General features: G+C 59.7%; 19 protein-coding genes. 16 read left to right on the top strand and 3 right to left on the bottom strand.

Features of this window, described 5'->3' with window-relative positions:
• Positions 1-128: 128 nt before the first annotated feature.
• From ACZ5DH_RS00440 to rlmN, 13 genes are all read left to right on the top strand, one after another.
• Positions 129-779, top strand: a complete 651-nt coding sequence (locus tag ACZ5DH_RS00440; protein WP_464255215.1) for a biotin attachment protein — start codon at positions 129-131, stop codon at positions 777-779.
• Positions 780-968: 189 nt separating this feature from the next.
• On the top strand, positions 969-1,307 hold the full coding sequence (locus ACZ5DH_RS00435) for a hypothetical protein (protein ID WP_464255214.1): 339 nt from the start codon (positions 969-971) through the stop codon (positions 1,305-1,307).
• A 41-nt stretch (positions 1,308-1,348) separates the two neighbouring features.
• On the top strand, positions 1,349-1,888 hold the full coding sequence (locus tag ACZ5DH_RS00430) for a single-stranded DNA-binding protein (protein WP_464255213.1): 540 nt from the start codon (positions 1,349-1,351) through the stop codon (positions 1,886-1,888).
• Between the two features lie 632 nt (positions 1,889-2,520).
• On the top strand, positions 2,521-3,792 hold the full coding sequence (gene sat / locus ACZ5DH_RS00425; RefSeq protein WP_464255212.1) for a sulfate adenylyltransferase: 1,272 nt from the start codon (positions 2,521-2,523) through the stop codon (positions 3,790-3,792).
• 672 nt (positions 3,793-4,464) lie between these two features.
• Positions 4,465-5,493 carry a hypothetical protein gene (locus tag ACZ5DH_RS00420; RefSeq protein WP_464255211.1) on the top strand — a complete coding sequence of 343 codons (1,029 nt, stop codon included), beginning with the start codon at positions 4,465-4,467 and terminating at the stop codon, positions 5,491-5,493.
• Positions 5,494-5,812: 319 nt separating this feature from the next.
• Positions 5,813-6,346 (top strand): RsbRD N-terminal domain-containing protein, encoded by a 534-nt coding sequence (locus ACZ5DH_RS00415; protein ID WP_464255210.1) that lies wholly within the window; start codon positions 5,813-5,815, stop codon positions 6,344-6,346.
• Positions 6,347-6,467: 121 nt separating this feature from the next.
• The gene (dsrM, locus tag ACZ5DH_RS00410; protein WP_464255209.1) at positions 6,468-7,487 is read left to right on the top strand and encodes a sulfate reduction electron transfer complex DsrMKJOP subunit DsrM; all 1,020 of its coding nucleotides are present in this window, start codon (positions 6,468-6,470) and stop codon (positions 7,485-7,487) included.
• A gap of 12 nt (positions 7,488-7,499) precedes the next feature.
• Positions 7,500-9,143 carry a sulfate reduction electron transfer complex DsrMKJOP subunit DsrK gene (gene dsrK / locus ACZ5DH_RS00405; protein WP_464255208.1) on the top strand — a complete coding sequence of 548 codons (1,644 nt, stop codon included), beginning with the start codon at positions 7,500-7,502 and terminating at the stop codon, positions 9,141-9,143.
• Complete coding sequence (gene dsrJ / locus ACZ5DH_RS00400; protein ID WP_291302133.1) at positions 9,144-9,524, top strand: sulfate reduction electron transfer complex DsrMKJOP subunit DsrJ; 381 nt, start codon at positions 9,144-9,146, stop codon at positions 9,522-9,524.
• Positions 9,524-10,306 carry a sulfate reduction electron transfer complex DsrMKJOP subunit DsrO gene (dsrO, locus tag ACZ5DH_RS00395; RefSeq protein WP_464255207.1) on the top strand — a complete coding sequence of 261 codons (783 nt, stop codon included), beginning with the start codon at positions 9,524-9,526 and terminating at the stop codon, positions 10,304-10,306. The genes dsrJ and dsrO overlap by 1 nt, the downstream gene beginning before the upstream one ends.
• Positions 10,307-10,318: 12 nt before the next feature.
• Positions 10,319-11,488, top strand: a complete 1,170-nt coding sequence (dsrP, locus tag ACZ5DH_RS00390; RefSeq protein WP_464255206.1) for a sulfate reduction electron transfer complex DsrMKJOP subunit DsrP — start codon at positions 10,319-10,321, stop codon at positions 11,486-11,488.
• 468 nt (positions 11,489-11,956) lie between these two features.
• Positions 11,957-13,288 carry an HD domain-containing protein gene (locus ACZ5DH_RS00385; protein ID WP_464255205.1) on the top strand — a complete coding sequence of 444 codons (1,332 nt, stop codon included), beginning with the start codon at positions 11,957-11,959 and terminating at the stop codon, positions 13,286-13,288.
• 1,185 nt (positions 13,289-14,473) lie between these two features.
• Positions 14,474-15,574, top strand: coding sequence for a dual-specificity RNA methyltransferase RlmN (gene rlmN, locus ACZ5DH_RS00380; RefSeq protein WP_464255204.1), 1,101 nt, complete (start codon positions 14,474-14,476; stop codon positions 15,572-15,574).
• 247 nt (positions 15,575-15,821) lie between these two features.
• Here rlmN and ACZ5DH_RS00375 read toward each other — a convergent pair whose 3' ends face one another.
• From ACZ5DH_RS00375 to ACZ5DH_RS00365, 3 genes are all read right to left on the bottom strand, one after another.
• Positions 15,822-16,430, bottom strand: coding sequence for an indolepyruvate oxidoreductase subunit beta (locus ACZ5DH_RS00375; protein ID WP_464255203.1), 609 nt, complete (start codon positions 16,428-16,430; stop codon positions 15,822-15,824).
• A 9-nt stretch (positions 16,431-16,439) separates the two neighbouring features.
• A complete protein-coding gene (gene iorA / locus ACZ5DH_RS00370) occupies positions 16,440-18,296 on the bottom strand; it encodes an indolepyruvate ferredoxin oxidoreductase subunit alpha (RefSeq protein ID WP_464255202.1) in 1,857 nt (618 codons plus the stop codon).
• A 131-nt stretch (positions 18,297-18,427) separates the two neighbouring features.
• Complete coding sequence (locus tag ACZ5DH_RS00365; RefSeq protein ID WP_464255201.1) at positions 18,428-19,198, bottom strand: tetratricopeptide repeat protein; 771 nt, start codon at positions 19,196-19,198, stop codon at positions 18,428-18,430.
• A gap of 128 nt (positions 19,199-19,326) precedes the next feature.
• On the opposite strand from ACZ5DH_RS00365, the gene ACZ5DH_RS00360 reads away from it, so the two are divergent.
• From ACZ5DH_RS00360 to ACZ5DH_RS00350, 3 genes are read left to right on the top strand one after another with little or no spacing between them, the layout of a single operon-like run.
• On the top strand, positions 19,327-20,655 hold the full coding sequence (locus tag ACZ5DH_RS00360) for a glutamate-5-semialdehyde dehydrogenase (protein WP_464256576.1): 1,329 nt from the start codon (positions 19,327-19,329) through the stop codon (positions 20,653-20,655).
• The gene (locus ACZ5DH_RS00355; protein WP_464255200.1) at positions 20,655-21,443 is read left to right on the top strand and encodes a nicotinate-nicotinamide nucleotide adenylyltransferase; all 789 of its coding nucleotides are present in this window, start codon (positions 20,655-20,657) and stop codon (positions 21,441-21,443) included. The genes ACZ5DH_RS00360 and ACZ5DH_RS00355 overlap by 1 nt, the downstream gene beginning before the upstream one ends.
• Positions 21,437-22,255, top strand: coding sequence for a tetratricopeptide repeat protein (locus tag ACZ5DH_RS00350; RefSeq protein WP_464255199.1), 819 nt, complete (start codon positions 21,437-21,439; stop codon positions 22,253-22,255). Before ACZ5DH_RS00355 ends, ACZ5DH_RS00350 begins: the two co-directional genes overlap by 7 nt.
• Positions 22,256-22,310 lie beyond the last annotated feature (55 nt).

The following is a 22,310-nucleotide window of genomic DNA, read 5'->3' as shown; positions in this document are numbered from 1 at the left end:
GGCTGTGAGGCTCCGCCGCATCACCGCCGGCACATGAATGGACGCGCGCCCGCCGGGCACGCCACGAAAGAACCCGAACGCCCGCGCCGCCCCGGCGGCACACGCGCCAAGCATATAACGGACCAAGCATGATTAATATATCTTCGCTGCTGGACGAAATAAAAGCCTCTCCCTACCGAGAAATCGTTATCCGCACCCCGCATACGGGCCGGGTCACGTTCGCGGGACTCACGCAAGGCGACAAGGCAGCCGGCCCCCAGGGCCAGTGGAAGGAAAAACCCGGCACCCTTATTGCCACGCTTGAACGCGAGCGCAACCCCAAACCCATCTGCGCCCCTGAAAAAGGCGAAGTGAGCGTTGTGCACAGCAACCTCGAGGGCCAGTTCGTGGAGGCCGGAACCCCGCTCGCGGTGTTGCGGCACATGCTGACAAAGGACGAGGTGCAGAGCATCATTCTGCAAAAGACCCTGCATCTGTTCCGTGCGCCCGAACGCGCCAAATACTACTTCACGCCTGATGTGGATAAAAAAATCCGCGCGGCTGACGCGCAGTCCGTGGCTGTTCGCGACGGCATGGAACTGCTCATCATGTCGCGCATGAAGCGTGAGGTTCCCCTCAACTATTCGGGGCCTGAAGGCGTCATTTACGCGGTCTACTTCAAGATCAACGACAACATGGACGCTGGCGCGCCCCTTCTCGGCGTGTGCCCCAAGGACCAACTGCCGGCTATCCAGGACGTGATCATGCGCGTGCAGACGGAATGGACGGAAAAAGACTAGGGCACTTTTACGGTGAAATTGCCCTGAAGGCCGCATGGGCAGGCCCGTGCCGTCAAGGCGCAAAGGCAGGATAGCCACACTGTTACGCGCCGCAAGGGGCATACCCTACCCCTTGGGAATGCACATTCCCGTAGCTGGCCGGCCGGGCGCCTGCCCGTAACAGGCCAACCAACAACACGGAGGGTCATCATGGGCAAAGCCCTGCAAATACGTGTCACTGCCGTGACCTGGAACGAAGACCTGCTCGAAAAACTGTGGCCCCGACTGACGGAACTGGCCTTCAGCGTTCCCATCAAGCACGAGAAACACGGCGTGCTTGAGATGGTGCGCGCCCTGCATGACGGCCTGCAGTTTCTGCCATGGTCCGAGGCAAGGCGCAAAGCCATGGGCCCCGGCATTGAAGAGGCCGCCCGCCTCAAGCAGGCTCTGGAAAACGCCCTGGCTGACTGGCAGCCCCGTGAGGCCAATATTTTGAGTGACAAACTGGAAGACGTGCTGGATACTCTGGAAAAGGCTTTTGTGGCCTGACGTATCCTGAACGCAGCAGTATATTATTGGAGAGCATTCGCATGCTGAATAAAGTTATGATTATCGGCCGCCTGGGCCGCGACCCCGAGTTGCGCTACACTCAGAGCGGTTCGCCCGTGGCCAGCCTCAATATTGCTACTGACGAATCCTATACGGACCGCGAAGGCAACAAGGTTGACCGCACGGAATGGCACCGCGTGTCCGTTTTTCAGCGTCAGGCGGAAAATTGCGCGAACTACCTTGCCAAGGGCAGTCTGGTCTTTGTGGAAGGCAGCCTGCAGACCCGCAAGTGGCAGGATCAGCAGGGGCAGGACCGCTACACCACTGAAATCAAGGCCCAGCGGGTCCAGTTTCTCGACCGCAAGGGCGACGCCCCGCGTGAAAGCGGCGGCCGCGGCTATGAAGATGACTACGGCGCGCCTGCCGCCGCTCCGCGCGGCAATGCACCGCGCGGCGGCCAGAGCGGAGGCGCTCGGCAGCAGCCACAGGGCGGCGGCCAGGGCAGCCGCAGGGGAATGGACGAAGATCTTGGCCCGGCCTTTCCCTCCGAAGCTTCCAATATGGACGATGTGCCCTTCTAGGGCGACCTGCCATTGTATTTGAATTGTCAAAAAAGGCCGGGACCATCAGGTTCCGGCCTTTTGTCGTTCCACGTAGCGCTCGGCTCTTCACGCAGTTTTTCCCAACCTGCCGTCAATGCCCCATTAATCACGCAATGTGCGCCTGGATCTCGAGATTGCGAAAAAAAGCGCCATCGCCTGTTTCGCATCATGCAATGGCTGGTCCGAAGGAGCGTCTGCCCCCATATGCCCTGCGGCCTTCACATTCTTTTTGTATGATTTTTTTATTACAATTTTAGCATGTTAGCGTATTAAGCCTTATCGCAACCGTGGTAAAATATCATGAAAAACCGCCATGATATCATCACCGTTCACGCACATTTACGCTGTTGTCAGAGGTGAAGCTTTGCGCGTTTTTTCCCGCCGGGGGGCTTCTCTTTTTTAAAAACTTGCAGTATGATGGTATTTAAGTTTTCGGCGGGGATCAACGTCTTTTCGTATATTTTTGCCACTGTTGTCAGGAAAAGTTGCGAGAGGTAGTTGACTTTTTGTTAGATTATTCACAAGATGGTGACTGAAAGAAGCCCTCCCATTCCGGTCAACGTGATACCACGGGGAGAGGCTGTCATAACTAAAAAACGGAGGATTTCGCGATGTCCAAATTGGTAGCTCCTCACGGCGGTAAGGGTCTGGTCTGTTGCCTGCTTGAAGGCAAGGCCCTGGAAGACGAAAAGAAAAAGGCTGCAGGCCTCAAGCAGATCGAGATTTCTTCCCGCGCCAAGGGCGACCTCATCATGATGGGCATTGGCGGCTTTTCGCCTCTGAACGGCTTCATGAATAAGGCCAACTGGAAGAGCGTGTGCGAAAAGATGACTCTCGCCGACGGTACCTTCTGGCCCGTGCCTGTGACCCTGGACATCTCCGCTGACGAAGCCAAGTCCGTCAAGGTTGGCGAAGAAGTGGCTCTGGTCCGCAAGGGTGAAATCATGGCCACCATGAAGGTCGAAGAAGTCTATGAAATGACTGAAGCCGACAAAAAGATGGAATGCGAGCTGGTCTTCAAAGGCGAAGGCCCCGACTCTGAAAAGTTCTGGGAAGTGGCCCCCGAAGACCACCCCGGCGTGAAAATGGTTCTGGCCCAGAAAGAATTCAACATCGCTGGCCCCGTCAAAGTGCTTTCGCAGGGCGAATTCCCCGAAAAGTTCCCCGGCGTCTACATGACCCCCGCCCAGCTGCGCTCCAAGATGGACGAACGCGGCTGGCAGAAGGTTGCCGCCCTGCAGTTGCGCAACCCCATGCACCGCTCGCATGAATACCTCGCCAAGATCGGCGTGGAAGTGTGCGACGGCGTGGTCATCCACTCCTTGGTGGGCTCCCTGAAACCCGGCGACATCCCCGCTGAAGTGCGCGTGCGCTGCATTGACACTCTGGTTGACAAGTACTTCGTGAAAGACTTTGTCATCCAGGCCGGCTACCCCCTGGACATGCGCTACGCCGGGCCGCGTGAAGCCCTGCTGCACGCCACCTTCCGCCAGAACTACGGCATCAACAACCTGCTGGTTGGCCGCGACCACGCCGGCGTGGGCGACTTCTACGGCATGTTCGAAGCCCAGGAAATCTTCCGCAAGATGCCCGAGTCTGCTGATCCCAGCAAACGCCTGCTCTGCGAACCCCTGAATATCGACTGGACCTTCTACTGCAAAAAGTGCGACGGCATGGCCAGCATGCGCACCTGCCCGCACGGCAAAGACGATCGTGTCATCCTGTCCGGCACCAAGCTGCGCAAGATGCTCTCCGAAGGCGCGGAAGTGCCGGATCACTTCGGTCGCGAAGAAGTTCTCACCATTCTGCGTGAGTACTATTCCAGCCTTACCGAAAAAGTCGAAGTCAAGATGCAGCGTGCCGCCTCTGGTTCCACCATGTAAGGACGCCGCAGTCACAACGCGAAAGGACGCCCGCAAGGGCGTCCTTTTGTTTTGCCGCAATGCCGTTGAGTGCCGTTGGCAGGTGCGTTCGTCTTCGCGGCAGCCGTTGCCCGCAGGGCTTACGGATGGCGACAGCGATTGTATGGGACAAACCGTGTCGTTACGCATGCTGTCTTCAAGCGTAGTTTCGCGGCAGCCGTTGCCCGCAAGGGCTTACGGATGGCGACAGCGACTGTAAGGGACAAACCGTGTCGTTACGCATGCTGTCTTCAAGCGTAGTTTCCTGCGTCACAACGCTTTAAGCCTGCGTCACAACGGCTAAAGCAACGGCTGAAGCTGAGCTTGCGCCTTTGCGGCGGGCGTCTGCTCACGCAGCCGCCAGAGCAATTTCACTTTGAAATTGCTCTAATGAACCGCCATTTTACCGTAAAATGCCAATGCCCAAACTCGACGGCGGCCGTCCGTTTTTTTGCCAGGCGTCACCTCTTGGAGCAACCCGCGCTTTACCTGAGACAAAAAAAAGCCTATACGCAAATGATACATTTCGGGCATAGAAGTCGTTACCGGCTGCCATGAACGGGCGGCCCGAATGTTCCGGCGGGCGGGCCACCACTGGCCTGCGCTTTGTGCGTGCCCAGGCGGTCCCCGCTCAAACCCATTTACAGGTGGTCCATGAACCGATCCCACGAAATCGTTACCGGTGCCTTGTGCCTTGCCCTGCTGGGCGCGGCATTCTGCGCCTGGAGCGCCCTTGGCAACGAGGTCAACCTGTGCGTAACGGCTGGCTGCTCATTATATCAGGATACGTCCGTGGCGGGCATTTCACTGTGGTGGCTCGGCGCAGGCGCATTCGCTGTCCTGAGCTTTCTCGCCCTGCTCGGCGCCGCGAACTGGGGTCGGAGCCTGGCTGCCTTGACGCTCGCCGGTGATGTGGCCCTGCTACTGGTCATGGCCCTCACCGCCCCTTGCATAAGCTGTCTTATCGTTGCCGTTTTCTTTGCCCTTACCTATGTGAGCTTTCGCCAGGCGGCGGCAGCGCGCAGCCGCTCCGGCAAAGCGGGCCGCTCGGCGCTTGTGCTTGTCTGGGGCCTGCTCTTTATCGTCAATCTTGGCGCTGTGGCCAAATTGCAGGCCAATGTATGGGCCATTACCGATAATGGGCGGGAAGCCTCGGTGCATATGTACTTTTCGCCCTCCTGCTCCAGCTGCCGCGAAGGCATCGCCCGTCTTTCCGGCCATGTGGACGTGGCCTTCTACCCCCTGGCGGAAAATGACACGGACGTATACCGCGTGGCCCACATGCTGCGCAGGCTGAACCAGGGAGACAGCATGGCCGAAGCCCTGACGCGTGCGCAAAACGTGACCTCGCCCGGCGGCCTCGCCGACTGGAGCCTGGACATGATCTGGCTGCGCTTCCGCATGCTGCGCAACAAGTCCCACGTATTTCTGGCGGGATCCCATACAGTGCCTTTCTTTGAATACCATGGCCTGCCCTCGATGCTGGTCAAGCAGAGCCAGGGCTCGGGGCAGCGTGGATCCGCGGGCCCCACCGCCAATATTGGCGCGCCCGCCGGAGGCATGACGGGCGGCGGCGCAGGCGCGGTCTCGACGCAGAAACCGCAGGGCGGCGCAAGCGACGTGCTGCCGCTGGAACCGCAGATAGCGGGACAGTGCGGCGGCCCCGCCCCCTGCCCCGAGTAGACCGGCAGTCACCCCCAGGCGGGCGTTGGAGCACCGTCACGCTGCGATTGTCCTGACGGCCGCGGAAGCGGGAGCCCGAGGTGAAAACGCGAACGTAATGTGAAGCATTTCATGTTAGTTTGCTCAAATGACATGCCAACATTGGCGCAAAGGCGCCTGAGTGCTGTGGGGTGGGCAGCCATCCCATGCACGAGTGCGGCAAAAGACGCCTTTGTGCAAAAAATAACGTAAGTAGTGCAGGTAAGCGGTAAAGGGGCTTGACGCCATTTACTCTTCCACTTTATATGAAACAGCCTTACCCGTAAGGCATGAGGGCGGCATGAAAGCAAAGGCTTTGTTCAGAGAGCGCAAAAGTGAAATAATTCGCCTTTGGGCTGAAGAGGTTTTTAACACCTACCCGTTTGAAACGACAGGTTTTTTGCGTACCCGTGAAGACCCGTTCAGCAATCCTGTCGCTGACATGACCAAGGAAGCGGCCGGCGCACTGTATGACGCCATGGCTGGTGAACACGTTGACCCAGGCCAGACCAAGCAGGCCCTGGAACGCTTCATCAGGCTGCGGGCCGTGCAAAAATTTGCTCCAAGCCAGGGTCTGGGCGTATTTTTTCTCATGAAGCCCATTCTGCGCGAGCACCTGCTGCCCGAGTTCCTGGCTTTGGGCGACATAGCGCCATATTTGGAAGCCGAGTCGCGCCTGGACAGCCTGACCCTGCTGGCCTTCGACATGTACACTGAGGCCCGTGAGGTTCTGGCCGACCTGCGCATCACAGAAATTCGCAACCAGCACGCCCAACTGGCGCGCTGGGCGCAAAAGCTGGAAGGCGGTTCGCCGCATCCGGTTGACGAACGCTGAAATCCACACGTTTTCTGCCCGGCATCTTGCCCTTGCCGGGCTTTTCAGGCGTGCGGTCCAGGCATTTCTCAATATCCCGTGGTGGGCTTTTGAGGCAACTTTAGTGGAAGTGAGGTAGGGAATGTTCAATTCATTACTGCTGGTGCTGCTCATAGGAGCCATCGCCTGGGCGGGAGCGGCCGTAGGGCTTGCCCCGCTGTTCGGCGTTGTGCTGCCATATGTGGCAGTCGTCGTCTTCATCGCCGGTGTTATCTGGCGCATGGTGTACTGGGCCAAATCGCCCGTGCCTTTCTGCATCCCCACCACGGGCGGGCAGGAAGTGTCGCTTGATTTCATCAAGCCCAACCGGATCGACTGTCCCAGCAACACCTGGGACGTGGTGCGTCGCATGTTTCTGGAAGTGTTTTTCTTCCGTTCGCTGTTCCGCAACACTGTAGCCGATGTGCGCGAAAACGACCCCATCAGCAAGGGACCGCGTACCATTTATTTTTCTTCCAAGTGGCTGTGGGTTTTCGCCCTGCTGTTCCACTACTGCTTCCTGCTGGTTTTCATCCGGCACTTCCGCTTTTTCATGGAGCCCATCCCCTCCTGTATCAAGTTTCTTGAAACCATCGACGGCATCATGCAGGTGGGCTCGCCCCGCTTTTTCATGACCGGCGGTCTGGTGCTCGTGGGCGTGCTCTTTCTTCTGGGTCGCCGCATCTATGACAAGCGCCTGCGCTACATCTCGCTGTTCAACGACTATTTCCCGCTGTGGCTCATCACAGGCATCATCAGCACCGGCCTGTGCCTTCGGTACTTCGACAAGACCGAAATAGCCCAGGTCAAGATTTTCGTCATGGGGCTTACCCACTTTGCTCCCGTGACCACTGCCGGCATTAACGCGCTCTTCTTCACCCACCTTACTCTGGTGTGCGTGCTGCTGCTTTACTTCCCCTTCTCCAAGCTCATGCATATGCCGGGCGTGTTCTTCAGCCCCACGCGCAACCTGGCCAACAATTCCCGCCGGGTTCGCCACATCAACCCCTGGAATCCGCCCAAGCAGTACTTCACCTATGCCGAGTACGAGGATACCTATCGCGACGCCATGGCTGAAGCCGGGCTGCCGCTGGATAAGCAACCCGAAAAGGCCGCCGAGTAAGGAGTCTTCATCATGGCAAAATTACCTACGCCGCAAATGCTTGTCGCCAGCCGTCCGGAATTCCCGGTCGAAGACTGGCTTGACGTCAAGCCGGAATTTACGCCGGGCAGCTTCTGCTATCCGGCCAAAAAAGACACAATGGAACTGTTGCACATGCCCAATCCCCACGAGTGGGATCCGTCCGCCGAGGACTGGAACCTGCCCGAAAACTGGGAAGAAATCCTGTGCGACGCCTTTGCCGACAGGCTTGAAAAGCACCGCTCGCTCAAGCTGTTCATGGATATCTGTGTGCGTTGCGGCGCCTGTGCGGACAAGTGCCACTTCTTCCTTGGCACCAACGATCCCAAGAACATGCCCGTGCTGCGCGCCGAACTGCTCCGTTCGCTCTACCGCCGCGACTACACCATGCTGGGCAAGATTCTTGGCAAGAAGGTCGGCGCCCGTGGCTGGGACGTGGCCGTAGTAAAAGAACTGTTCTACTACGCCTACCAGTGCACCGAATGCCGCCGCTGCTCGCTCTTCTGCCCCTACGGCATCGACACGGCCGAAATCACCGCCATCGTGCGCGAACTGCTGCATGAAGTGGGCCTCGGCACCCACTGGATCATGGATCCTGTGAAAAACTGCAGCTTCACGGGCAACCACCTTGGCATCCAGCCCCACTCCTTTGTGGAAATCGTGGAAATGCTGGCCGATGACTGCGAAACCATCACCGGCATCCGCCCCAAGACGCCCTTTAACGAAAAGGGGCACGAAATCCTGTTCATCACGCCCTCTGGCGACGTATTTGCCGACCCCGGCATCTACACCTTCATGGGCTACCTCATGCTCTTCCACGAGCTTGATCTTGACTACACCTTCTCCACCTACGCTTCTGAAGGCGGCAACTTCGGTTCCTTCACCACCTTCAACATGGCCAAGAAGCTCAACGCCAAGATGTACGCCGAGGCCGAACGCCTGGGCTCCAAGTGGATTCTCGGCGGCGAGTGCGGGCACATGTGGCGCGTGATCAACCAGTACATGGACACCTACAACGGCCCTGCCCCGGCCAGCATGGAAGTGCCCGTGTCGCCCATTACGGGCACGGTGTTCAAGAATGCCGCTTCCACCAAGATGGTGCACATCGCGGAGTTTACGGCTGACCTCATTCACCACAACAAGCTGAATCTTGATCCCAGCCGTAACGACCACATCATCACCACCTTCCACGACAGCTGCAACCCGGCCCGTGGCATGGGCCTGCTGGAAGAACCCCGCTACGTGCTCAAGGCCGTGTGCAACAACTTCCATGAAATGCCCGAAAACACCATTCGTGAGCAAACCTTCTGCTGCGGCGCCGGTTCCGGCCTCAACACGGAAGAAATCATGGAGCTGCGCATGCGCGCGGGTATGCCGCGCGGCAACGCCCTGCGCTTTGTGCAGGAAAAGTACGGTGTCAATCACATGGCCTGCGTTTGCGCCATTGACCGCGCCACCCTGCCCCCGCTCGCCAATTACTGGGCGCCGGGCGTCAATGTGAGCGGCCTGCATGAACTGGTGGGCAACGCCCTGATCATGAAGGGCGAAGGCAAGCGCACCATGGACCTGCGTCAGGAAGACCTGCCCAATGTGGTGGACGACGAGGACGCGCCCGAAGCACAGGGGGAGGGCCAATAAATGTATAACGCCAAAGCAGTTATCGTTGGGATCATAGTATTTGTGGCCCTGTTCACCTCCCCTTTCTGGCTGAGCATGATGGGGAAGGATTACAAGAGCACCGGCATTGAGCTGCCCAAGGGCGAAAAGGAATGCATCGAGGACGTGCAGTTCATGCGCGACCAGCACATGCGCCTGCTCAATGAATGGCGCGACGAGGCCCTGCGCAAGGAAAACCGCGTCTATGTGGCCACCAGCGGCAAAAAGTGGAACATCAGCCTTCAGAATACCTGCTTGAAGTGCCATAATGACTACAAGGGATTCTGTGAAAAGTGCCATACGGCTAACGGCGTTGATCCCTATTGCTGGACTTGCCACATCATTCCCCAGGGGAGCAAGTAATGAACAAGAGCAGAAGAAGCTTTCTGAAAGTGGCGGGCTTTTCGGCCTTCGCCCTTACCAGCGGCATGGCTGCCCTGTCTGGCATTGCCCAGGCGCAGATTGCCCCCGGCAAGTATGAGCCCGCGGCCAATGCACTGCATGCCAAACGCTGGGCCATGGTCATCGACACGCGCCAGTTCAAGGGTCCTGAAGACTACAAGCCCCTGAGCGACGCGTGCCACGCCTTCCACAACGTACCGCAGATTCCCGGCAACCAGGAAATCAAGTGGTTCTGGCTGGACAGCTACGCCCATGTCTTCCCTGACGACATGAACGCGCACCTGAACACGCACTCCCGCGAGTCGATGTACCCGCTGCTGTGCAACCATTGCACCAATCCGCCCTGCGTGCGCGTGTGCCCCACACAGGCCACCTACAAGATGGAAGACGGCATTGTGGCCATGGACTACCACCGCTGCATCGGCTGCCGGTTCTGCATGGCCGGCTGTCCCTACGGCGCGCGTTCCTTCAACTTCAAAGACCCGCGCAAGTTCCTGTCCAACCCCGTGCCCAATCCCGAATACCCCACGCGCATGATTGGCGTGGTGGAGAAATGCACGTTCTGCGCCGAGCGCCTTGCCGTAGGCAAGCTGCCCGCCTGCGTGGAAGCGGCCAATGGCAAGATACTTTTCGGCGACCTGGAAGACCCCAATTCAACGGTGCGCCAGGCTTTGGCCGCCAATTACAGTATTCGCCGCAAGCCCAGCCTGGGCACCCAGCCCGGCGTCTACTACCTTATCTAGGGAGAACAGGCCATGCTTGAAAAATTGCTCGACGGTCCTAAGACCTACTACATGTGGCTGATCTTCCTGCTGGTTCTTATTGCGGGTTGCGGCCTTGTGTATCTCGATCAGTTGCAGAACGGTCTCTCCGTCACCGGCCTCAGCCGTGACGTTTCGTGGGGATTGTACATTTCGCAGTTCACCTATTTTGTGGGCGTGGCGGCCTCGGCCGTCATGCTGGTGCTGCCCACCTACTTTCATCACTACAAAAAGTTCAAACGCATGATCATCTTTGGTGAATTCATGGCCGTCGCGGCCGTGGTCATGTGCGCGCTCTTCATCGTGGTGGACCTTGGTCAGCCCCAGCGCATGCTCAACGTCATGCTTCACCCCTCGCCCCATTCCGTCATGTTCTACGACATGATGGTGCTCATCGGCTATCTCGGTCTGAACATCATCATCGGCTGGGTCACGCTTGAGGCCGAAAGGCACGAGATTGATCCGCCCAAATGGATCAAACCCCTTATCTACATCTCCATTTTGTGGGCTTTCTCCATCCATACGGTCACGGCCTTCCTGTACGCGGGCATTCCCGGCCGCCATTACTGGCTCACCGCCATCATGGCCGCCCGCTTCCTGTCCTCGGCTTTCTGCTCCGGTCCTGCCATCCTGCTTCTGCTGATGATGGTGCTGCGCCGCCTGACGGGCTTCGAGCCCGGCAAGGAAGCCGTGAAAACCCTGACCACCATCATTGTGTACGCCATGTGCATCAACGTGTTCTTCTACCTGCTGGAAATCTTCACCGCCTTCTACAGCGGCATTCCCGGGCATGAAGAACCCATCCACTTCCTCTTCTTCGGGCACGAAGGTCATCTGCCCTGGGTGAGCTACTGGATGTGGGGCGCTGTTATCATGGCCTTTGCTTCTCTGGCCCTGCTCATTCCGCCCAAGCTGCGCGAAAACCCCTGCCTGCTGCCCATCGCCCTCATCATGCTGGTGCTGGCCTCCTGGATCGACAAGGGTCTTGGCCTGCTGGTGGCCGGTTTCACGCCCAACATGTTTGAAGCCTTCACGCCCTACATGCCCAGCGCCAAGGAAATAGCCGTGGCACTCGGCGTCTACGGCGTCGGCGCTCTGGTGCTCTCCCTGCTGTGGCGGGTCGCCCTTGGCGTCAAGATGGAAGTGAACCACATGCACGACTAGGTTGACCAAAAGGTCGGCCATACGGTGAAAACACCGTTACCAGAGCCCCCGTGTTCGCACGGGGGCTTTCCTATGCCGTCCAATTGTGATAAAATTCTCTTATCAGAGCTTGTGTACCTTAAACCGCACGGGGCCGCATATGCGGACGCCGACGTAAAGAGCAGGGGCAGTCCCGCCCCCTCCTGCGCGCATAACGGAAGGTGTCCACTGTGTGCCCAAACAGAACAGGGCACAGTCAGGATGCCGCACACGGCGCAACTGCAAATGTGCAGTGCCCGCAAGCCAGGGTGATGCCCCATGCAAAGCAAAAAACGGGCAAAGCCTTTGCACAGGCTCAGGCGCAAACAGCGCCAAAGCCGCCGGCACGTGCCCGAATCCATAAGCTCAACAAGGCGGCATGCTTGACTTTCACGGCCCCCCACAGGCATAGTACAGCCCATTGCCATCATTATTTGCAAGGAGATCACGATGCAACAAGCGCTTAAAGACGCCATAACCATTTGCAAAACTTTTTTGCGCAACGGCTATGACGCGCATGTCATCAATGCCCCCTTGCAGGAACATCTGCTCCAGAAGGTTAACCATCTGGCCGTGGACATTGCCTGCGAGCCGGACATGGACACTCTGTTCAAGCTTTTTCCCAAAGCCACTGCCACATCCGAAAATCGGGCACTGGCCGTTATGGAAGAAAACGGCGTCACATACCGTTTTTATCCCCTTGAAGTGGCCGCGGCCGGACACCCCGAACTTTCGCTGGTCAGGATCACGCCCACAATGATCGAGCTCATGAGCCCGGAAGAACGCTTCAAGCTGCGACTCACCGGCTTCAATACGCCCGAACCCAGCGGCGACGTCTATGACGGCTTTGAAGACATCAAAGGCGGAGCCATCTGCCTCACCGGCCTGCCGGACGAAACCCTGCGCCACAACTACCTGTTGGCCATTCGCGCCCTGCGGTTTGCCGCCAACTTTGACCTGCCCATTGAGCCCAACACCTGGCTGGCCATCATCCGTGCCTCCAGCCGCGTGCTTGATTACGTACCCGCCACCGACATTATGGATGAGTGGCGCAAGGTTGCCGCCGAAAACATGCACCGCTTCGTCCGCCTGCTGTTTGACGCCCATATTCTTCAGGGGCTCATCCCTGAAGTGGCGGCGCTTTCCTGCCTGACGCAGATGCGTAACAAGGAAGGCGACACCGAAAACGTGTTTGAACACACGCTCGAGTGCATGAAGCGCTATCCCGAAGAGGATTTTCACTACGACTGGCTGGGCACCATGGCCATGCTCTTTCACGATGTGGGCAAGCTCTACACCGGTGAGTACTATGACGGCCTGTGGACCTACTACCAGCACCACCGCGTCGGCGCCAAGGTGACGCGCAAGATCTTGCGCCGCCTGCACTTTACCCAGGAAGACATTGACCTGCTGTGCAACCTTGTACGCAATCACATGCGCTTCCACTTCATGATGACGGACAGGGGCATACGCCGCTTCAAGGCGCTGGACGATTACCCCCGTCTTATCGCCATGGCCCGGGCAGACCTCAAGGCACGTGACGGCATCCCCACCTCGTTCAACCATAATATGAAGTATCTGGACCGCGCGGAAACGCCGGAGCAGATGCTGGAACCCCTGCTCAACGGCAATGAGATCATGAGCGAAACCAAACTGTCGCCCGGCCCGCAGGTGGGGGTCATTCGTGATGCCCTGCTCAAGGCGCAGATTGCCGGAGAGGTCACTGATCTGGATTCAGCGGTGCTTTTTGTGCGGGAATACGCGCGGAAGTCTGTGGGGTAATGGTTGGGTATTGGTTGTTGAGGACGGGTTGTAAGCAGCAGCCCGTCTGGATTGCATAATAGTTGGGGCCGTCTCTGAAATATGGGGCGGCCTTTTTAATTTTAGGTTTGATATTTCGCATGCCGAGAACTGGTGACGGATATTGTTTGCTACCGTGTTGTGGACTGTTGGCAAATTGAGGTGAGTGTGCCCTGCGGGCACGGTGGCTTTCCCTTTTTTGTTGTTTGGGCCGCCTGCGCGGCGGGCGGCAGATGGGGGCCTGTTAGGGGCTGCGCCCCTCCGAGGCCCCCTCTGCACTCCCCCCGGAACACCCTGCTGGGGCTTTCCCACTTCCGCCATTCCACGAGGGCTGCGCGGCTTTCGCTCCGGGAGCTTCCTCGCTTCGCTCGGCGATCTCCCTGCGCGCCGCGCAATGCCATCATGCGCTTTCACGCTGAATGAAAGGTTGGGAGGACGTCTCATTAGCTGTGTAGAAACCTCAGGAATGATGCCTCGTTGTTGGAGAAAGGCACGTTATGACGAAGGGTTTACTCCTTGAGTCTGGTTTTGAGATGCATGAATCACGCCCTGCCTGCGAAAGACTTTGCGTCTCCTTTGCTTTGTCCGTTTGCGTGGTGTGCGCTACTCACAGACTCACGTAACGATTTTCCACGCTACAGCTATTTTCCCCGCACAAGCAGCGAGTTGAGCCGCTACGCCTTTCCCTCTCAAGGCAAAAGCCGCCGATGGCATTGTGCGGCGCGCAGGGAGATCGCCGAGCGAAGCGAGGAAGCTCCCGGAGCGAAAGCCGCGCAGCCCTCGTGGAGTGGCGGAAGTGGGAAAGCCCCAGCGGGGTGCTTCGGGGGGGATGCAAGGGGGGCCGAGAAGGGGGCGCAGCCCCATAACCGGCCCCGCCTTGCCGCACGCCGCGCAGGCGGCCAAAACTAAATTAATAAAATGCCTCCGTGCCCGCAGGGCACAGGCACTTCAATCAAGCGACAGGCCAAAATAAAAGAGCAACTCCCCCGCCAGAACCCCTTCTGCCCCTTCTCGCCTCGGGCGACCAATCCCGCCGCAGGCCCCACTTCAACAAATCCCCTTGTACTCTTTTCCTCCTCCCGGTAAACAAAAGGCGGGCCTTTTCGCGCAGGGCGAGGCCGTAACACCAACCAGCAGCCAGGACGCCCCCGGCCCCGGCAGGACAGCATGATCAACCTTCTCAATCTCACCCTTCCTGAACTGGAGGCATGGACGCAGACTGAACTTGGCGAACCCAGGTTCCGCGCCATGCAGATCTGGCAATGGATATGGCAGCGCATGGCGCGTGATTTCGACATCATGACCAACATTTCCCGGCCCTGCCGCGAACGCATGGCCGCCAAAGCCTGCATCATCTGGCCGGAAGTGACCGCCGTGGAAGAAAGTCAGGACGGCACCACCAAGTTTTTGCTGCGCCTTGAAGACGGCGCGCAGGTGGAGACCGTCCTCATCCCTTCGGATTCACGTGAAGGCGTGCGCCGCTGGACTCAATGCCTTTCCTGTCAGGTGGGCTGCGCCATGGGCTGTACCTTCTGCTCCACAGGCGACATGGGCTTTGAACGCAACATGACCATGGCCGAGATTCTCGGCCAGATACTGGTAGCCCGCGAGCATCTGGGCGACACGCGCCTGCACTGGCCCATGCTACGCAACATTGTTTTTATGGGCATGGGCGAACCCCTGCTGAATTTCAACGAAGTCATGCGCTCGCTGGTCAGCCTCAACAGCGACAAGGGATTAAATTTTTCACCGCGACGCATCACGGTTTCCACCTGCGGCATTGAAAAAAACCTCAAGGAACTGGGCGAATGTGGCCTGGCTTTTCTGGCGGTTTCGCTGCACGCTCCCAATCAGGAGTTGCGCGCCCGTATCATGCCCAAGGCCGCCCGCTGGCCTCTGGACCGCCTGATGGCCACGCTCCGGTCCTACTCACTCAACACGCGGGAACGCATCACCTTTGAGTATCTGCTGCTCGGCGGCGTCAACGACGGGCTGGAACACGCGCGGGAACTGGTGCCCCTGGTCAATTCCGTCAAAGGCAAACTGAACCTCATTGTGTACAATCCCGCTGAAGGTTCGCCATATGCCGCGCCCAGTCATGAGCGTGTGCTGGCTTTTGAAAAATACCTCTGGGACAGGGGCGTCACGGCCATCTTGCGCAAGAGCAAGGGACAGGACATCAAGGCGGCCTGCGGCCAGCTCAAGGCCGCCAGGCAAAAGGAACAACTGGAAGAGATCAGGGTTCCCCATCCTGACGGCGACGAGTAAAAAACTCTGCATAGAGCAATGATCTTTTGGCGAGCTTTGTGGGGGAGGGACCCTTTTGCAAAAGGGTCCCCTCCCCCACGCCCCCACCCCCTAAAACTCTTATTGTAGTATAGTATACCCAAGGTGGGTTCTGATCTGGAGCGGAGATTCCAGAAACAGCGTCTTCCAGACATCACGCCCGATATACAAAAAAAGGCGGCCCGACTTTCAACGCCGGGCCGCCTTTGGCATTTACGCGCTGTCGCTATCAGCTCTTGAGGGCGTTCTTGCCGAGTTCCAGAGCGCGCAGGTTCACTTCCTGAAGTTTGACCGGCAGGAATTTTTTGATGGCCGCTTCAAGCGCGTCAACGCCAAAGGGCAAGACACCCGAGGCGCAGACGGCGCTCAAGAGCACAGTGTTGCCGCTCTGCACGGAGCCTGCCTGCATTCCCAGTTCACGACAGGGGATGAAATGGCACAACCCCGCCACTTCGCGCACACTGGCTTCAATGCGGCTCAAGGCGGGATAGTCGGCCTTGCCCAGCGACACGCTTACAGGCGGCATGGGATCGCTGCTGGAAAACACCGCGCCGCCCTTTTTGAGATAGGGCAGGCCGCGCAGGGTTTCCAGAGGTTCAAAGCCAAGCATGACGTCGGCCTCGCCCAGATCCAGCTTGGGCGAACGCCAGCCTCCGAGCAGCATGACGGATTCAACCACGCCGCCTCGCTGGGCCATGCCATGCACCTCGCCAGCCACAACGTCCAGCCCGGCTTCAAGGGCCGTACGGGCCAGCAGGGTCGTGGCGGTCAGGGTGCCCTGGCCACCCACACCAGTAAAATACACGCGCATGCGTTTTTGGTTGTTCTGCATAGTCATTGTTTTCACCTATCCCTGACGCTTGCGCGCCTTGAAGGCCCCGGGGGCCACCTGCAAACATACCATGCAGCCCGTGCAAAGGGTCGCGTCCACGGCCAGATTGTCGCCACTGCGGTAAAAGGCGGGGCAGGCAAGCTGCTCAAGGCAACGCATGGCCTCAGGCCCCTGCTGCGCCACCTCCGCCACCTGGGGCGAGGTCTTTTTGAGCTGGCGGCGGGCATACAGCACGCAGGGCTCTTCGGTGATGAGCACACGTACGCCGGGCTTGCTCTTCATTTCTTCCAGAGTCTTGGTCAGAGCCTTGATGTTAAAGGCCCGCACCTTGGCCACTTCGGTCACGCCCATGCCGCGCACAATGGTCTCGATGTCCATGTGGCTGCTCATGCCGCCGAGCACATCCTGCAACATGCCGGGGTTGGGCTGGTGGCCAGTCATGGCCGTGGTGCCGTTGTCCAGAATGACCATGAGCACGTTGTGCTGGTTGAAAACCGCGTTGGCCAGCCCCGTCATGCCGGAATGGAAGAAGGTTGAGTCGCCGATAAAGGCGATGACCGGCTTTTCAGAGGCGCGGGCAAAGCCGCTGCCCGCCGAGATGGACGAGCCCATGCAGACGAGAAAATCCGCGGTGCGCAGGGGCGGCAGAAGCCCCAGGGTGTAGCAGCCGATGTCACTGGAATAATAGGCGTCGTCGCCGAAAACCTGGCGCACGGTATAGTACACGGCCCTGTGCGAACAGCCGGGGCAAAGGTTGGGCGGACGGCCCGGCAGATCCGGCTCGGCGCTGCGCGGTTCCTGCACGCTGCAGGAAACTCCCAGCCACTGTGCGAGGTCGCGCGTGACAAGGGTGGTGGAATACTCGCCCTGATGCGTGAGAATGTCGTTCTTGCCGTCAATGACCACGGGCAGCCCGCGCTTCTGCGCCAGAGCGCGGATGTCCTGCTCAAGCAGGTCTTCCCCTTCTTCCAGCACCAGCACGCGCTTGCACTGATTCAGGAAGGTGCAGATTTTTTCTTCCGGCAGGGGCCAGGTCATGCCCAGTTCCAGCACGCGCACGCGGTCTGCCCAGTCATTGGCCAAAAGCGCGTCGGCCAGATAGTTGCGCGAAACACCGCTGACAATGATGCCCAGATCCGTGGGCGCGGAGGGTTCGGTAACCGTATTGAAGGGGCTTTGTTCCGCAATCTGGCGGGCACGGGCCACAATTTCGTCCAGCGCGACATGCCGCCTGCGCGCCACGGCGGGCACGGGCACAAAGCGCGAGGGGTCACGTCGAAAGTCCACCTTGGGCTGCGGCGCGGGCAGGTCGTCAAAGTCCACAGGGCCGCGCATGTGACTGATGCGCGTAGTGGTGCGCAGCAGCACGGGCTGTTCAAGCTGGCGGGCAAGGCTGAAGGCCGCGCGGGTCATGTCCTTGGCTTCCTGGGCCGAGGCAGGCTCGAAACAGGGCAGCATGGCAAAGCGCGCGTAATGGCGGTTGTCCTGCTCGTTCTGGCTGGAGTGACAGCCGGGGTCGTCAGCGGTGAGCACCACCAGCCCGCCGGGCAGGCCCGTGTACACGGCTGTGAACAGCGGGTCGGCGGCCACGTTGAGACCCACGTGCTTCATGGTCACAAGGCTCAGAGCACCGCCCAGGGCAGCGCCCGCGGCAACTTCCATGGCGACCTTTTCGTTGACGGAATACTCCAGCCGGTAGCGCCCTTCGCCGCCAATGCGGTGAAAAGTGTCCGGCACTTCGGATGAGGGCGTGCCCGGATAACAGGTGACAATATGCACGCCCGCCTCGAGGGCGCCGCGCACGATGGCCTCGTTGCCCAACAACAAATGACGCTCGCCGTGAGCGCCGTGCAACAGTGGGTTGTTGCTCATGCTTCCTCCCGGCCCCGGCGCGTGGCACGCGGGCCGCTTCTGCTAAATGCAAGATGCGCCCGAGGGGGGCGCGCTCTTATTGCACAACAACCCGCAGTGCTGTGCATGCTGCGGGTTGTTGTATGAAATCGTTACGGCTTTGCCGGTTCTGGCTGCACGGGCTTTTGCCCGTCCTTGTCCGCATCCGGAGCGGCCTTGGTGACCGGAGCGCTGGGCGCGGCTTCCGCAGCAGCCAGCTTGGGGTCAAGTTCGGCTGCGCGGGCGCGCAGGTAGTTGCTGTTGACGCCGTCAGTCTCACGGGCCAGGGCCAGATATGTGCGGGCCGCCAGCTCATTCTGACCGGCGGCAATGGCGGCTTCAGCCATCATCTGCCGCAGCTGCGGAGCGTTGGCCGCGCCGGGCTGGGTATTTTGCAGTCCTTGCAGCAGGGTCAGGGCCTCGGCGTTTTTGCCAGCCTTGAGCAGGGCTCCGGCCTCGCCAAGCGAAGCGGACAGGCTGAAAGCGCCGTCAGTGCTTTTGGCGGCCTTGCCGTATGCCTGGGCGGCGGTGGCGTAATCGCCGTTTTCAAGGGCGCTGTTCGCCAGGGCCATGTAGGCGGCAAAACGGGTGGAAGAGGGCGCGCTCTCCGCCAGCTGTGAAAGAGCCTTGACCTGATCCGCGCCATGGTTTTGTATAAGGGTGCGCGCCAGGGCATCGCGGGCTTCTTCCGCCCGGGAATCGCCGTGCCAGTTATAGATGCCGGTGCCTATGAGCACGAGAAGAAACAGCACCAGCACGCCAGCGATAAGTCCGGCATGACGCAGCATGAATTGCAGAAGAGGCGCACTCTCCTGGCTTACTTCCAGTTGCAGGTCACGCAGCAGGGGCGCGTCGTCCGCGCCTTGATTCTTTTGCGGATTCATGTATCAAAAACTCCTTAGGGGCGAAATCGCCGCCATTTCCGGCGTGCAAGCAGAGCGCGCACGTGAGGACGGACTCAGGACGGAAGTCTTCTTCATAGGCCACAAACAGTCCTTCTGTCAAAACAAATATCCCCGGCCAGGACCGCAAACGCGCGCCCACAGCCGCTGTTACAAGGAGTGTTCGTATGACGCCATCGGAAAAAATGGCGCGCCTTGGCGCGCAGGCAAAAAACGCGGCGCGTGCCATGACCAGGGCTACACCCGAATCCAAAAACAGAGCTCTGCTGGGACTGACCGAACTTTTGCGCCAACGCGAGGCGGACATCCTGGCCGCCAACGCCCGTGACGTCGAAGCCGCAAGAGCTGCCGGGCAGGACTCCGCCCGCCTTGACCGCCTCACGCTCACCCCCGCCATTATGGAAGAAATGCGCGCGGCCTGCGCGCACGTCGCCAATCTGCCCGATCCGGTGGGCGCCACCGAAAGCCAGTGGCAGCGCCCCAACGGCCTGCTGGTGGGCAAGATGCGCATCCCCCTCGGCGTCATCGCCATAATTTACGAGGCCCGCCCCAATGTCACCATTGACGCGGCCATTTTGTGCATCAAGGCCGGCAATGCCGTCATCCTGCGCGGCGGCAGCGAAGCCCTGCATTCCAACACGGCTCTTGCGCAGGCGCTTCAGGACGCCATGGCGCAGGCTGGCCTGCCCGCCGAAGCCGCGCAGCTTGTGACCGTGCCGGGGCATGAGGCCGTCAACGCCCTGTGCAAACTCGACCAGTACATTGACGTCATCATCCCCCGTGGGGGCGAAGGTCTTGTGCGCGCCGTTACCGAGGCCGCCACCATGCCCGTGCTCAAGCATTTCAAGGGGGTGTGCCACGCCTATATCGAGCCGGACGCCGACCTTGAAAAGGCTCTGGACATCGTGTTCAACGGCAAGGTGCAGCGCCCCGGCGTGTGCAACGCGCTGGAATGCCTGCTGGTTCACAAGGACGTGGCCGCGCGCTTTCTGCCCATTGTGGCGGAAAAGCTCGGCGCCGCCGGTGTGGAATTTCACGCCGACGCCACCGCCCTGCCGCTTATGGACAAAGCCCCAGCAGGCTGCGTCGTGCCACAGAAACCCGAGGACCTCGGGCAGGAGTTCCACAACCTCACCCTTGCCGTGCGCGTGGTTGCGGATATGGACGAAGCCCTGGACCACATTGCCCGCTACGGTTCCAATCACACGGAAATCATCTGCACCAACGACTACGCCAAGGCCATGCGCTTTCTGCGCGAGGCCGACGCGTCCATGGTAGCGGTCAATGCGTCCAGCCGTTTCAATGATGGCGGCCAGCTTGGCCTTGGGGCGGAAATCGGCATTTCCACCTCCAAGCTGCACGCTTATGGGGCCATGGGGGTGGAAGAACTGACCACCACCAAGTTTGTGGTACTTGGGCAGGGGCAGGTGCGGCAGTAGTGACGGCGAACCTCGGCTCACAAGAGGCGGCGGCCAGTTCGGCTCCCGACGGCGAGGCTCCCGACGTGGCGGCTCTCGATGGAACGCCAGGGCCGCGCAAAGGCCGGGCCATTTTGGGCGGCAGCTTCAATCCCCCGCATGTGGGGCATCTGCGTCTGGCCATTGAGGCCGCCGAAGCTCTGGCCGCCCTGGTGAGCGGCGTCGATCTCGTGCCCTGCGCCGTACCGCCGCACAAAACCATGACAGGCATGCTGCCCTTTGACCTGCGCGCCCGCATGGTGGAAGCCAGCATCACCGACCTGCCTTTTTTGCGCTGCAACAGGCTTGAGGGGCAGCGGCAGGGGCCGTCCTATACATGGGACACGTTGTTGGCCTATCATAAGGCCGAGCCGCAGACAGAACTGTATTTCATCCTGGGCAGCCCGGACTTTGCCCTGCTGCCAACCTGGCACAGGGGGCTGGAACTGCCGGGCCTATGCCACTTTGTTGTGGTGCCGCGCGACGGACAGACCGCGAGGGACGTGATCGTCACGGCTCAGCGGCTGTGGCCCGAAGCCCGCGAGCGCGCCCCCCTTGTGGGCGACGGCCCCTGTATGGCCCTGCCCGGCGGCGGGCTGGCGCATTTTCTGCCCTTGCCCTGGCTGGACGTGAGCGCGTCGCGCCTGCGCAGTTTGTGGCTGGCAGGCCGAAGGGTGGATTTTCTGCTGCCGCGGGCGGCTTTTGAAATTCTGAAGCAGAGCGAGAAAACCGTTCAGGCACACTGGCGACAGACGGAGCCGACATGCTGACAACCGCCCCCAAGGACATACGCGAAAATGTGGCACGGGCCCTAGGGTATCTGCGCAAGGATGAGGTGGAGCGCTCGCTTCTGGTCATGCGCGAGGCTCTGCGCCGTATGGCCGAGGTCAAGATGCTGCGCACCGCGCGGGCGGAACTGGACATCCAGATCAATGAATTTCTGTCTACACTGGTGCACCACCAGTGCATGCAGCCGCTGCTGGACCCGGCCCGGACGGGCAATCCCAAAAACATCCCCTTTCAGCAGGGCAAGGAAGCGGCCCTGGCCACAGTGATGGACGGCCTTGCCAAGATTCTGCAAAAAGAATCCGAAAATTGCGCTCAGGCAGAAGCCACAGCCCGTATGGAAAGAAAAAAACATCTTATTGATACGGGCCTGCAATTTATACGCGAAGGGCAGACCGCCAAAGGACGCGCCTTTCTCAAGCGTGTAATTGAAGAGTTCAGCCAGGAAGACGGCATCCGCGTCCAGGTGGCCCAGATTTTTGCCGCCGCCGGTCTGCATCAGGAAGCCGGCGAAACGTTTGAAGAGGCCATGGCCAAACAGCCGCGCGATCCTGCCGCCTATACCGGCGCGGTGGCCGCCTGGATGGAACTGCTCGAATACGAAAAGGCCGAGAACGTATACAGGGCGGTGTTGCGAACCTTTGGCGGGCACCCTTCCACCTACGGCAAGATGGCGAAGCTGTACCTTGCCTGGCACAAACGCCCGAAGGCAGAGGACATGGCCCTGCGCGCGCTGCACGATGACCCGGAACAGGCCGACGCACTGGAAGTGATGGCCGCTCTGGAACGCAAGTAGCCCATTGTAACGCCTGGGCATTGCCATTCAAAAAAAGATGCGCTATAGACAGCCT

It is taken from the genome of Desulfovibrio simplex, from assembly GCF_055387835.1.
This window is presented reverse-complemented; position numbering and strand designations above follow the sequence as displayed.

What these genes read in the sequence shown, in the direction of transcription:
- ACZ5DH_RS00440 (WP_464255215.1), top strand. Translation starts at nt 129, where the DNA reads ATGATTAATATATCTTCGCTGCTGGACGAAATAAAAGCCTCTCCCTAC.
- ACZ5DH_RS00435 (WP_464255214.1), top strand. Translation starts at nt 969, where the DNA reads ATGGGCAAAGCCCTGCAAATACGTGTCACTGCCGTGACCTGGAACGAA.
- ACZ5DH_RS00430 (WP_464255213.1), top strand. Translation starts at nt 1,349, where the DNA reads ATGCTGAATAAAGTTATGATTATCGGCCGCCTGGGCCGCGACCCCGAG.
- sat (WP_464255212.1), top strand. Translation starts at nt 2,521, where the DNA reads ATGTCCAAATTGGTAGCTCCTCACGGCGGTAAGGGTCTGGTCTGTTGC.
- ACZ5DH_RS00420 (WP_464255211.1), top strand. Translation starts at nt 4,465, where the DNA reads ATGAACCGATCCCACGAAATCGTTACCGGTGCCTTGTGCCTTGCCCTG.
- ACZ5DH_RS00415 (WP_464255210.1), top strand. Translation starts at nt 5,813, where the DNA reads ATGAAAGCAAAGGCTTTGTTCAGAGAGCGCAAAAGTGAAATAATTCGC.
- dsrM (WP_464255209.1), top strand. Translation starts at nt 6,468, where the DNA reads ATGTTCAATTCATTACTGCTGGTGCTGCTCATAGGAGCCATCGCCTGG.
- dsrK (WP_464255208.1), top strand. Translation starts at nt 7,500, where the DNA reads ATGGCAAAATTACCTACGCCGCAAATGCTTGTCGCCAGCCGTCCGGAA.
- dsrJ (WP_291302133.1), top strand. Translation starts at nt 9,144, where the DNA reads ATGTATAACGCCAAAGCAGTTATCGTTGGGATCATAGTATTTGTGGCC.
- dsrO (WP_464255207.1), top strand. Translation starts at nt 9,524, where the DNA reads ATGAACAAGAGCAGAAGAAGCTTTCTGAAAGTGGCGGGCTTTTCGGCC.
- dsrP (WP_464255206.1), top strand. Translation starts at nt 10,319, where the DNA reads ATGCTTGAAAAATTGCTCGACGGTCCTAAGACCTACTACATGTGGCTG.
- ACZ5DH_RS00385 (WP_464255205.1), top strand. Translation starts at nt 11,957, where the DNA reads ATGCAACAAGCGCTTAAAGACGCCATAACCATTTGCAAAACTTTTTTG.
- rlmN (WP_464255204.1), top strand. Translation starts at nt 14,474, where the DNA reads ATGATCAACCTTCTCAATCTCACCCTTCCTGAACTGGAGGCATGGACG.
- ACZ5DH_RS00375 (WP_464255203.1), bottom strand. Translation starts at nt 16,430, where the DNA reads ATGACTATGCAGAACAACCAAAAACGCATGCGCGTGTATTTTACTGGT.
- iorA (WP_464255202.1), bottom strand. Translation starts at nt 18,296, where the DNA reads ATGAGCAACAACCCACTGTTGCACGGCGCTCACGGCGAGCGTCATTTG.
- ACZ5DH_RS00365 (WP_464255201.1), bottom strand. Translation starts at nt 19,198, where the DNA reads ATGAATCCGCAAAAGAATCAAGGCGCGGACGACGCGCCCCTGCTGCGT.
- ACZ5DH_RS00350 (WP_464255199.1), top strand. Translation starts at nt 21,437, where the DNA reads ATGCTGACAACCGCCCCCAAGGACATACGCGAAAATGTGGCACGGGCC.